Source organism: Amycolatopsis oliviviridis (assembly GCF_014654365.1).
In the GTDB taxonomy this organism is placed as follows: domain Bacteria; phylum Actinomycetota; class Actinomycetes; order Mycobacteriales; family Pseudonocardiaceae; genus Amycolatopsis; species Amycolatopsis oliviviridis.
On record NZ_BNAY01000003.1, the window covers coordinates 523,425 to 535,324 of the forward strand.

General features: G+C 68.6%; 9 protein-coding genes. 5 read left to right on the plus strand and 4 right to left on the minus strand.

Going from position 1 to position 11,900, the window contains the following annotated elements:
• Positions 1-3 precede the first annotated feature (3 nt).
• Together IE302_RS15585 and IE302_RS15590 are read right to left on the minus strand one after the other, a co-directional pair.
• Positions 4-2,175, minus strand: a complete 2,172-nt coding sequence (locus IE302_RS15585) for a 3-hydroxyacyl-CoA dehydrogenase NAD-binding domain-containing protein (protein ID WP_191255229.1) — start codon at positions 2,173-2,175, stop codon at positions 4-6.
• 10 nt (positions 2,176-2,185) lie between these two features.
• Positions 2,186-3,397 carry an acetyl-CoA C-acetyltransferase gene (locus tag IE302_RS15590; RefSeq protein ID WP_191255230.1) on the minus strand — a complete coding sequence of 404 codons (1,212 nt, stop codon included), beginning with the start codon at positions 3,395-3,397 and terminating at the stop codon, positions 2,186-2,188.
• A gap of 157 nt (positions 3,398-3,554) precedes the next feature.
• On the opposite strand from IE302_RS15590, the gene IE302_RS15595 reads away from it, so the two are divergent.
• From IE302_RS15595 to IE302_RS15615, 5 genes are all read left to right on the plus strand, one after another.
• Positions 3,555-4,745, plus strand: coding sequence for a TetR/AcrR family transcriptional regulator (locus tag IE302_RS15595; protein ID WP_191255231.1), 1,191 nt, complete (start codon positions 3,555-3,557; stop codon positions 4,743-4,745).
• A 44-nt stretch (positions 4,746-4,789) separates the two neighbouring features.
• Complete coding sequence (locus IE302_RS15600) at positions 4,790-6,007, plus strand: low temperature requirement protein A (protein WP_191255232.1); 1,218 nt, start codon at positions 4,790-4,792, stop codon at positions 6,005-6,007.
• Between the two features lie 110 nt (positions 6,008-6,117).
• Positions 6,118-7,413 (plus strand): acyl-CoA dehydrogenase family protein, encoded by a 1,296-nt coding sequence (locus IE302_RS15605; protein WP_191255233.1) that lies wholly within the window; start codon positions 6,118-6,120, stop codon positions 7,411-7,413.
• A gap of 18 nt (positions 7,414-7,431) precedes the next feature.
• Entirely contained in the window at positions 7,432-8,640 is a 1,209-nt protein-coding gene (locus IE302_RS15610) for an acyl-CoA dehydrogenase family protein (protein ID WP_016337016.1), read from the plus strand.
• Positions 8,641-8,782: 142 nt separating this feature from the next.
• Positions 8,783-9,787: an MASE1 domain-containing protein gene (locus IE302_RS15615; protein ID WP_191255234.1), complete on the plus strand. Its 1,005-nt coding sequence runs from the start codon at positions 8,783-8,785 to the stop codon at positions 9,785-9,787.
• Positions 9,788-9,790: 3 nt separating this feature from the next.
• On the opposite strand, the gene IE302_RS15620 is transcribed toward IE302_RS15615, so the two are convergent.
• Both IE302_RS15620 and IE302_RS15625 read right to left on the minus strand, forming a co-directional pair.
• Entirely contained in the window at positions 9,791-10,846 is a 1,056-nt protein-coding gene (locus IE302_RS15620; protein ID WP_191255235.1) for an alpha/beta fold hydrolase, read from the minus strand.
• 117 nt (positions 10,847-10,963) lie between these two features.
• On the minus strand, positions 10,964-11,827 hold the full coding sequence (locus tag IE302_RS15625) for an SDR family oxidoreductase (RefSeq protein WP_191255236.1): 864 nt from the start codon (positions 11,825-11,827) through the stop codon (positions 10,964-10,966).
• Between the last annotated feature and the right edge of the window lie 73 nt (positions 11,828-11,900).

The following is an 11,900-nucleotide window of genomic DNA, read 5'->3' on the forward strand; positions in this document are numbered from 1 at the left end:
GGCTTACTCGTAGATCTCGCCCTTCGCGGCCTTCTCGACCAGCGAAGCGGGCGGGGTGAAGTGGTCGCCGTAGCGCTCAGCCAGCTGACGAGCGCGGTCGACGAAGCCCTGCAGGCCACCCTCGTACTGGTTGATGTACTGGATGACGCCACCGGTCCACGCCGGGAAACCGATCCCGAAGATCGAGCCGATGTTGGCGTCGGCGACGGTGGTGAGCACGCCCTCGTCGAAGCACTTCACGGTTTCGAGCGCCTCGGCGAACAGCATGCGCTCCTTGAGGTCCTCGAACGGGACCTCGGCGCTGCCCGACTTGAACGCGTCGCGCAGGCCCGGCCACAGACCGGTCCGCTTACCCGCCTCGTCGTAGTCGTAGAAGCCCGAGCCGGTGGAGCGGCCCTTGCGGTCGTGCTCGTCGAGCATCTTGTCGATGACGGCCTCGGACGCGTGCGGCGTCCAGGTGCCACCGGCGGCCTCGATCGCTTCGCGGGTCTCCTTGCGGATCTTGCGCGGCAGCGTCAGGGTCAGCTCGTCCATCAGCTGCAGCGGCGGGGCCGGGTATCCGGCCTGCGAACCGGCCTGCTCGATCGACGCGGGCTCGACACCCTCGCCCAGCGCGGCGACGGCCTCGTTGATGAACGTGCCGATGACGCGCGAGGTGAAGAAGCCGCGGCTGTCGTTGACGACGATCGGGGTCTTCTTGATCTGCAGCGTGTAGTCGAAGACCTTCGCCAGCGTGGCGGGCGAGGTCTTCTCACCGCAGATGATCTCGACCAGCGGCATCTTGTCCACCGGCGAGAAGAAGTGGATCCCGATGAAGTCCTCGGTCCGCTGCACGCCCTCGGCCAGCGAGGTGATCGGCAGCGTGGAGGTGTTGGAGCCGAGCACGGCGTCGGGGTTGACGATGCCCTCGATCTCCTGGAACACCTTGTGCTTCAGCTCGACGCTCTCGAAGACGGCCTCGATGACGAAGTCGACGCCGGCGAAGTCCTCCGCCTTGTCGGTCGGCTTGATCTTGGCGAGCAGCGCGTCGGACTTCTCCTGCGTGGTCTTGCCGCGGGAGAGTGCCTTTTCCTCCAGCTTGACCGCGTAGCCCTTGCCCTTTTCGGCGCCTTCGAGGGTGACGTCCTTGAGCACGACGTCGATGCCGGCCTTCGCCGAGACGTACGCGATCGCGGCGCCCATCATGCCCGCGCCGACGACGCCGACCTTCTTGGCGGTGTACTTCTCGAAACCGTCGGGCCGCGAGCCGCCGGAGTTGATGCTCTGCAGGTCGAAGAAGAACGCCTTCGTCATGTTCTTCGAGACCTGGCCGGTGGCGAGGCTGATGAAGTAGCGGGTCTCGACGGTGATCGCGGTGTCGAAGTCGACCGTCGAACCCTCGATGGCCGCGGCCAGGATCGCCCGCGGGGCGGGCATGTTCGCGCCCTTGATCTGCTTGCGCAGGTTCGCCGGGAACGCGGGAAGGTTCGCCGCGAAGCTCGGGTTCGACGGGGTGCCGCCCGGGATCTTGTAGCCCTTGACGTCCCACGGCTGCACGCCGCCCTCGGGGTTGGCCTTGATCCACGCCTTCGCGGCCGGGACCAGTTCCTCGACGGTGCCGACGAGCTCGTGCACGAGGCCGAGTTCCTTGGCCTTGGCCGGGCGGTGCCGCTGGCCCTGCAGCAGCACGTTCAGCAGCGCGCTCTGGATGCCCAGCAGGCGCACGGTGCGGACCACGCCACCGCCGCCGGGGAGCAGGCCGAGGGTGACCTCGGGGAGACCGATCTGGCTGCCCTTGACGTCGGCCGCGATGCGGTGGTGCGTCGCGAGCGCGATTTCGAGGCCGCCGCCGAGCGCGGCGCCGTTGATGGCGGCCACGACCGGCTTGCCCAGCTGCTCGAGCCGACGCATCTGGCCCTTCATCAGGGCGCTGCTCTCGGTGATCTCGGCCGCGTTCTCCGGCTTGGCCTTGATCAGGTCGTTGAGGTCGCCACCGGCGAAGAAGGTCTTCTTGGCCGAGGTGAGGACGACACCGGTGATGCTGTCCTTCTCCGCCTCGAGGCGGTCCACGACCACGCCGAGCGACTCGCGGAAGTCGGCGTTCATCGTGTTGGCGGACTGCTTCGGGTCGTCCAGGGTGAGCACGACGATGCCGTCGGCGTCCTGCTCCCAGCGGATGGTCTTCGCTTCAGTCATTGTCTCTTCCTCAGACCCGCTCGATGATGGTCGCGACGCCCATGCCGCCGCCGATGCAGAGGGTGACCAGGGCGCGGCGCGCCTGACGACGCTCCAGCTCGTCGACGACGGTGCCGACCAGCATCGCGCCGGTGGCGCCCAGCGGGTGCCCCATCGCGATGGCGCCACCGTTGACGTTGACCTTCTCCTCGTCGAGGTGCAGGTCCTTGATCCACTTGAGGACGACCGAGGCGAAGGCCTCGTTCAGCTCCCACAGGTCGATGTCGTCCGGGGTGAGGCCGGCGATCTTGAGGACCTTCTCGGTGGCCGGGGTCGGGCCGGTGAGCATGATCGTGGGCTCGGAGCCGACGGTCGCGGTGGCCACGATGCGGGCGCGCGGGGTCAGGCCGAAGTCCTTGCCGATCTGCTCGTTGCCGACCAGGACGACGGCGGCGCCGTCGACGATGCCGGACGAGTTGCCACCGGTGTGGACGTGGTCGATGCGCTCGACCGAGTGGTACTTCTGCAGCGCGACGGCGTCGAAGCCACCCAGCTCACCGATACCGGCGAAGGCGGGCTTGAGCTTGCCGAGGCCCTCGACGGTGCTGCCGGGGCGACGGTGCTCGTCGTGGTCGAGGATCGTGACGCCGTTGATGTCCTTCACCGGGACGACGGACTTCGCGAAGTAGCCGCCGGACCAGGCCGCTTCGGCCTTCTCCTGCGAACGCACGGCCCACGCGTCGACGTCCTCGCGCGAGAAGCCCTCGATGGTCGCGATCAGGTCGGCGCCGGTGCCCTGCGGGACGATGTAGTTGTCGTACGCGGTGGCGGGGTCCATGAACAGCGCGCCGCCGTCGGAGCCCATCGGCACGCGCGACATCGACTCGACACCGCCGGCGATGATCAGCTGGTCCCAGCCGGAGCGCACCTTCTGCGCGGCGGTGTTGGTGGCTTCGAGGCCGGACGCGCAGAAGCGGTTCAGCTGTACGCCCGCGACCGACTGCGGCAGTCCCGCGTTCAAGGCCGCGGTGCGCGCGATCACGGCGCCCTGTTCGCCGACCGGGGACACCACGCCGAGGACGATGTCGTCGATCACGGCGGGGTCGAGGTTCGGGTGCCGGACCTTCAGTTCCTCGATGAGGCCGACCACGAGATCGACCGGCTTGGTGCCGTGGAGGGCACCGCCCTTGTTCTTGCCGCGAGGCGTACGGATCGCCTCGTAGATGTAGGCCTCGCTACTCACAGAAAAACTCCTCCGCAGTACGGCGCTGTCTCAGAGCTGAACACAGCCGGATCGTACCGGCCAGTAGCCATGCTAATGGTCATTAACATAAACCGCGATAACCCCATGGTGTCAATGGGTTGCGATGCACGCAACCGGCGCTATCGTGTGTTCACCTATGGATCACCCGACCGAGCGTTCCCCGCGACCGCGCGACCGCAAGGCCCAGCTGGCCGGCCTCGCCGCGGAGCTGTTCCGCGCCCGCGGGTTCCACGGCGTCGGCATCAACGACATCGCCGCCGCGGCCGGGATCACCGGGCCCGCGCTGTACCGGCATTTCGCGGACAAGCAGGCGGTGCTGTCCTACGTCGTGCTGTCCGGCATCGACGACATGGAGAGGGCGACCACGGAGACGCTCGCCGACGTCGACATGCCGGTTCCCGCCCAGGTCAAGGCCCTGTTGGGCACCCTCGCCGCGCAAGCCGTGGAGCGGCGCGAGGTCGCCGCGCTCTGGCGCTGGGAGGGCAGGCATCTGCCCAGGGAGGGCCGCCGCGAGATCCGCCGCCGGTCCGGCGCGGTCCTCGACGCGTGGTCCAAGGCGCTGCTCGCGCTGCGCCCCGAACTGACCCCCGACGACGCCGAGCTGCTGTGCTGGGCGGGGCTGAGCGTCTTCGGCAGCGTGTCCGTCCATCACACGTCCGTGGCGAAGAAACGCTTCGCGCAGATCCTCGTGCAGCTCGCGGAGTCGGTGCTGCATGTCACACTGCCCGAACCTCTGGCCCCCGCCGAGGAGACGCCGTCGATCGCGCTCGGCGAGCCGTCCCGCCGCGAGCAGATCCTCGCCGCCGCGACCGAGCTGTTCGGGAAGCGCGGCTTTCGCGCGGTGAGCATGGAGGAGATCGGCGCGGCGGCCGGGATCGCCGGGCCCAGCGTGTACCGGCACTTCCCCAGCAAGGCCGCGCTGATGGTGGCGATCGGGCATCGCGCGGCGGACAGGCTGGCGCTCGCCGCGGAACGCGCGTTGCGCACCGACGACGAACGCGACGCGCTGCGCAGGCTGGCGGCGTCCTATGTGCACACACTGCTCCACACTCCCGAGCTGCTCGTCTCCTTTTCCGGCAGCCCCATGGAATTGCCGGAGCGCGACAAGGCCGACCTGATCCGGGTCCAGCGGGACTACGTCGCGCGCTGGATCGCGCTGGCCTCGGAAGTCCGTCCGGAACTGAGCCTGCGCGAAGTGAAGATCACCGTGCACGCGGCGCTGACCATCGCGAACGATCTCGCGCGCACCCGGCGGGTCAACGGCAGGCCGAACATCGAGGCCGAGCTGACGACACTGATGCACGCGGTACTGAAGGTCAGCTCTTAGCAAACTCGCGTGTCCCGCAAAGGGGTGACGGGCACGATGGGCGCGTGCCCACGAAACGCGGCCTGCATCTGGTGACCCGGGAAGAAGACCACAAGGTCACCACACTGGAGCTCTTCTTCGATCTCGTCTTCGTCTACGCCATCACCCAGACCACCCAGCTGATGGCCGATCACCTCACCCCGCTCGGCATCGGGCAGGGGGTGGCCATGATCGCCGTGCTGTGGTGGTGCTGGTGCGCCTACGCCTGGCTGGCCAACACCCTGCACGTCGACCGGGGCATCGCCCAGCTGGCGATGTTCGCCGCGATGGGGACGATGTTCCTGGTCTCACTGACGATCCCGGAGGCGTTCACCGACCTGCCCGGCGGCCTGTACGCGCCGCTGATGTTCGTCGGCTGCTATTTCATCGTGCGGCTGCTGCATCTGACCGCGTACTTCGGCGCCGCCCGGACGGATCCGGAACTGCGCAAGGTCGTCCTGAAGATGTTCGTCGGCCTGCTGCCGAGCGTCGCGCTGCTGACCGCCGCGGCCTTCTTCTCCGGCTGGGTCCAGCTCGGCATCTGGGCGGTCGCGATGCTGGCCGACTACGTCAACGTCTTCCGGACGCGGTCCTCGGACTGGCGGCTGCACCAGCCCGGTCATTTCGCGGAGCGGTTCGGGCTGATCGTGATCATCGCGCTCGGCGAGTCGATCGTGGCGATCGGCATCGGGATCAGCTCGTACCCGATGTCCTGGCCGATCACCCTGGCCGCCGTCTTCGGGCTCACGCTCGCGTCGGCGATGTGGTGGATGTACTTCGCCGTCGTCGCGCACGTTTCCGAGCACAACCTGAAGCGCGCGGAGGGCGTCGAACGGGTGCAGATCGGCACGGACACCTACACGTTCCTGCATCTCCCGCTCATCGCCGGGATCGTGCTCGTGGCGCTGGGCCTGAAGAAGTCGCTGCTGTACGTGTCCGACACTGAGCACCACAGCCTCTCCGACGGCCTGCACGGGACGCCGATCTGGGCGCTGACCGGCGGGCTCGCGCTGTACCTGATCGCGTTGAGCGGGCTGCGGCGGCGGAACCTGGGGTCGTGGAACGTGCGGCGGCTGGTGCTCGCGGTTGCGCTCCTGGCGGCGACGCCGTTGCTGGAGCTGGTGCCGGCGATCGTGCTGGTCGGCGTCGTGGCCTTGGCGGCGGTGGGACTGGTTCTGGTCGAGAGGCGCAAGATCGTGAGTAATCCGGTCCTGCACGACGGCTCAAATCACTCACCAGCGTGACGTTCGCCTCCCCCGTGGTGGCGTATCCGCCTCAAGGGAGTTAACCTACTCACGAGTAGGTAAGCGAGGCAGGGAGACTCACCGTGGGTGCGCCTAGGAAACGAGACGCGATGGGCCTTGGCCTGTCCGCGCTCACCCGGCTGGCCGGGAGCAAGGTCATCGAACGGGCCGGACTGCGGAAGCCCGTGCAGAACCTGGTCAGTGCCGGGACGCGCAACGGCTTCCGGGTCGCGGGCGCGGCGGGACGGACGTTCAAATCCGCCCAGAAGCTCGGCAAGCCCGCGCGGCTCGCGCCGGCCGAGGACACGGGACTGTTCGACCTCACCCCGAGTGAGGACCAGCAGCTCATCGTCGAGACCGTGACGGAGTTCGCGGCCGAACAGCTGCGGCCCGCCGCGGCCGACGCCGACGCCAAGCTCCAGGCCCCCGAAGGCCTGTTGAGCCGCGCCGCCGAACTCGGCATCACGCTCGTCGGTATCCCCGAGGAGCTGGGCGGAGTCGGCACCGAACGGTCGGTGGTCACGAACGCGCTGGTCGCCGAGGCGCTCGCGCACGGTGACCTCGGCCTGGCCGTCGCGGTGCTCGCGCCGTCCGCGGTCAGCACCGCGCTGGTGGCCTACGGCGACGAGCAGCAGCAGGCGGACTATCTGCCCGCGTTCGTCGGCGAGAACGTCCCGGCCGCGGCGCTCGCGCTCCAGGAGCGCACGGCGCTGTTCGACCCGTTCAAGCCGGCCACCAAGGCCCGCCGCACGCCGAAGGGCTACCAGCTCGACGGCGTGAAGTCGCTGGTCCCGCGTGCCGCGGACGCCGAACTGTTCATCGTGTCGGCCGACCTCGAAGGACGCGGTCCGGCGCTGTTCCTGGTGGAGTCGTCGAACGCGGGCGTCACCATCGAGACCGAACCGGCGATGGGCCTGCGCGGCGCGGCGACCGGGAAGCTGCACCTGGAGAAGGTCGCCCTGCCCGCCGGGGCGCTGCTCGGCGGCGGCAAGGCCGAGGTCTTCACCGAGGTCGTCCGGCTCTCGCGGCTCGGCTGGGCCGCGCTGGCCGCCGGTACCGCGAAGGCCGTCCTCGACTACGTGGTGCCTTACGTCAACGAGCGCAAGGCGTTCGGCGAACCGGTGAGCCACCGGCAGGCCGTCGCGTTCTCGGTGGCCGACATCGCCATCGAGCTGGAAGGACTGCGGCTGGTCGCGCTGCGCGCCGCCGCCCGCGCGGAACAGGGCAAGCCGTACGCCCGCGAGGTCGCGCTGGCCCGGAAACTGGCCACCGACAAGGGAATGCAGATCGGCAGCGCCGGGGTGCAGCTGCTCGGCGGACACGGGTTCGTCAAGGAGCACCCGGTCGAACGCTGGTACCGCGACCTCCGCGCGATCGGCGTCATGGAAGGCGCCGTCCTTCTCTAGGACTTTCGAAAGGCAATCATGATCAACCTTGAGGTTCCGAAGAAGGCCGGCACGCTGATCAACCAGGCGTACCAGGCCGCGGCCGAGGTGTTCCGGCCGATCTCGCGCAAGTACGACCGCGCCGAGCACACCTATCCGGCCGAACTGGACATGTTCGCCGCGCTGCTGGACGGGCTGAACTCCTCCGGTGAGGGCGGCGCGGGCGCGGCGGGTGTCCGCCGGTCCGAGAAGAACGAGAAACCGGGCAACCGCAACGGGTCCAACCTGAACATCGTGCTCGGCACCATCGAGATGTGCTGGGGCGACGTCGGACTGCTGTTGTCCATGCCGCGCCAGGGTCTCGGCAACGCCGCCATCGGCTCGGTCGCCACCGACGAACAGCTCAAGAAGTTCTCCGGGCTGTGGGCCGCGATGGCGATCACCGAACCGGACTGCGGCTCGGACTCGGCCGCGATCACCGCCACCGCGCGCCTGGACGGCGACGAGTACGTGATCAACGGCGAGAAGATCTTCGTGACCGCGGGCGAGCGCGCCGACGCCGTCGTCGTCTGGGCCACGCTGGACAAGACGAAGGGCCGCGCGGCGATCAAGTCGTTCGTCGTCGAGAAGGGCACGCCCGGCTTCGAGGTGGTGCGCGTCGAGCACAAACTCGGCATCCGCGCCTCCGACACCGCCGTGCTGCGCTTCGAGAACGTCCGCGTGCCCAAGGAGAACCTCCTCGGCACGCCGGAGATCGACACCGCCAAGGGTTTCGCCGGGGTCATGCAGACCTTCGACAACACCCGTCCGCTGGTCGCCGCGATGGCCATCGGCGTCGCCCGCGCGGCGCTGGAAGAGACCCGGAAGATCCTCACCGACGCCGGGGTGACCATCGACTACGACAAGCCCGTCCACAGCCAGCACGCGGCGGCCGCCACGTTCCTGCAGCTGGAAGCCGACTACGAATCGGCGTACCTGTTGACCATGGAATCGGCGTGGATGGCCGACAACCGCAAGCCGAACTCGCTGCAGGCCTCGATGGCCAAGGCGAAGGCGGGCCGCTCGGTCGTCGAGATCACGCTGAAATGCGTCGAGCTGGCCGGAACCTTGGGCTACACCGAGGAATCGCTGCTGGAGAAGTGGAGCCGGGACGCGAAGATCCTGGACATCTTCGAGGGCACGCAACAGATCCAGCAGCTGATCGTGGCGCGCCGGATCCTGGGCAAGACGAGCGCCGAGCTCAAGTAGTGCCGTGAAGGGGCCCGTGCAGCTGCACGGGCCCCTTTTTTGTTTATTCCCAACAGAACGACAACACCATCAAGTGAACCGCCGCGGCGCCCGATCAGAGGTACCCTCTTAGCCTTCCCAGCCCGCGAAGGCCGGAGTCGCGATGAGACTCGCCGCTCGACAGCTCTCCCCCGCCGCACACTGGTGCCTCATCGTCCTCTGCGTCACGGTCTGCTACTTCGCGGCGGGCCAGATCGGCATCCAGTGGGCGATCGTGCGGGATCAGATCTCACCGCTGTGGCCGGCGGCCGGGGTCGCGCTGGCGGTGCCGATGCTGCTGGGGCCGCGGTTCTGGCCGGGGATCTTCCTCGGCGCGCTCCTGACGAACATCGCTCTCGGGCCTTCGCTCGTCACGGTCCTGGTGATCTCCTCGGGGAACACGATCGGCCCGCTGCTGGCCTACGCGGTGTTGCGACGGCTGGGCTTCCGCAACCAGCTCGACCGGCTCCCCGACGCCGTCCTCCTGGTGGCGGTCGGGGCGGCCGGGGGCACGGCCGTCAGCGCCGTGCTGGGCACCGGCGTGCTGGTTCTCGACGGCGCGCTGAGCCCGGGGGATTTCTGGGCCACGGCGCTCGTGTGGTGGACCGGCGACGCGATGGGCGTCCTGACGATCACGCCTCTGCTGCTCCTGGCGCCGAGGTTCCGCTTGCCGGCCGAGGTTCCACTCGCCCGGTGGGGTGAGGCGGTGGCGCTCGCGTTCTGCGGCCTCGGTACGGCGATCCTCGCGACCGCCACCGCGTCCAAGCTGTTCCTGGTCTTCCCGGTGCTGGTCTGGGCGGCTTTGCGCTTCCGGCAGGCCGGGGCCTTGCTGTGCTCCCTGTGCGCCTGTTCTTCCACGGTCTTCGCCGCCGTGCACGGGATCGGCCCCTATGGCTCCTACGAGCTCGCCACCCGGATGCTGCACGTCCAGGCCTTCGACGCCACCGTCGCGCTGACGGCGCTGACGTTGTCGACGATCGTCCTCCAACGCGACCGCGCGACCGCCGAAATCACCGACGCCTGGCGTCAGATCACCGAAATGGTCGACCTCATCGCGCCACGCCAGTCCTTGCGCAGCGCGATGACTCCCCAGCGTGAACCGGACACGGACGACGAACTCGCCGGCTGAGGCTCAGGCGGTCTGTTCATCGAGGAAGCGGTCGAGGTAACGCCACGTGGTCCCGCGTGCCTTCCGGCCGGTGAGGACGCCCAGATGCCCGCCGGGCGCGGTCTCGAAGGTCACCGACGGCGAGTTGTCCAGCAGGCCGGTGAGCCGTTCGACGGCCGCGCGCGGGGCGATCGTGTCGTTCTGCCCGGCGATGATCAGGGTCGGCACCTTGACCCCGGACAGCGCGATGATGCGCCCGTTGAGGTCGACCGTGCCCTCGGCGAGGTCGTTGGCGCGGAAGAACCGGTGGTAGATCTGGCCGAACGTCCGCCCCGGGTAGGCGATCATGTTGTCCATGAAGTGGTCGACGGCCTCGATCTGCGCCAGGTAGTCCCGGTCATCGAGATTCTTCAGGATCGCGAGGGGTTTGGTGATCTCCTTGCTGATCCCGGTCGCACGGAAGACGCGGCTGACCAAATAGGACGGTGCGCCGCCGAGCACGCGGTAGATCGGAGTCAGCAGATGGCCGCCGGTGAGGTCCACCAGCGGGCGGAACGGGGCGATCAGCGGGATCGCGGTGAAGTCGAACGGCGACGCGATGGTCGCGATCGACTCGATCGGCAGCTCGGGCTGGTCGGCGGTGGTGAGCAGGGAGAAGATCCCGCCGAGGCACCAGGCGACGACGTGCACGCCCTGGCCGCCGGAGTCCTCGCTGACCTTGCGGATCGCGCGCGGGAGCACCTCTTCGATCCAGTGCTCGATACCGAGGCGCCGGTCCGAGAAGGCGACGTTCCCGTAGTCGACCAGGTAGGTGTTGCGGCCGCCGTCGACCAGGTGCTCGGCGAGGCTGCACCCGCGGCGCAGGTCGAAGCACAGCGCGGGCGCGGCCAGCGGCGGCACCAGCAGCACCGGTGGCCCGTCCGCCGGTTTCCCGTTGGTGCGGAGCCGGTAGACCGATCGGTTGGGGCCCTGGTCGATCAGGACGCGCGGAACCGGGCGGAGATCGGCGACACCACCGTGCAGCACCTTCCCGACGACGTTCGACGCGGCGGCGGCGAGCCGTGCCGGGGGTGTGGCCATGGTGTGCCTCCTGGGGAATCAACGCGGTAAGACGTAATCTTGCCGCTTGCGGGCGCACGGCTCAACACCGCCGTCGTCACAGGCCGTCCATTTCGGACAGTCGCTAGGCCGTCCGAGTTAAGAATCGGCGTCCTTTTCCGCCGCCGGGGCACTGCGCGCGGCACGCGATTCGTACTCCGCGCGAGCACTGGAATGCGTTGCGGAGGAAAGAATCTTGTCTCCCCCGAGCGCGCGGAGCAGCCCTTCTCCGAGCCGTCGCGGGAGCAGGCGTGTGATCCTGCCCATGGCGTCCAGCGATGCGGGAACGAAGACGTCGAACCTGGGACGGCGCAACGCATCGACAATGGCCTGCGCCACATCTTCGGGCTGCACCGACTTGAAGAATTTCGCCTCCCCGAGCCCGCTGGCCAGTTCCGTGCGCACCACGGCGGGCATCACGCAGGACACCAGCACCCCTGTCCCGTGCAATTCCAGATGCACCGATTCCGACAATCCGACGACGGCGTGCTTGGTGGCGCAGTAAGTGGCCGCGCCGGGGAAACCGGCCTTTCCCGCCATCGAGGCGATGTTGACGATATGGCCGGTGCCACGCGGGCGCATCCGCCGCACGGCCTCCCTGGTGCCGTGGATGACCGCGTGCAGGTTGATCTCGAGGAGCCTGCGGGTCGCCGCGTCCTCCTCTTCGTCGAGCGGCGCGAGCGGCATGATGCCCGCGTTGTTGATCAGCACGTCGATCGGGCCGACGCGCCGCTCGACCTCGTCGAGGAACTCGGTGAAGCCCTTCGTGTCGGTGACGTCGAGCGGCAGCGCCTCCGCGCCCAGCTCGGCCGCGGTCTTCTCGGCGAGGACCTGGTCCAGGTCGCCGATGACCACCTTCGCGCCGAGCCGGGACAGCGCCGTCGCGGTACTGGCGCCGATGCCCTGCGCCGCTCCGGTGATCACGACGACCTTGCCTGCCAGGGAACGTTCACGCTTGGCCATGGGGGCTCCTCTGCGACATCACTACTGGGGACTTCGCTGTCCGGGGCACTGTTGGCGATGTGTCAACTATGGT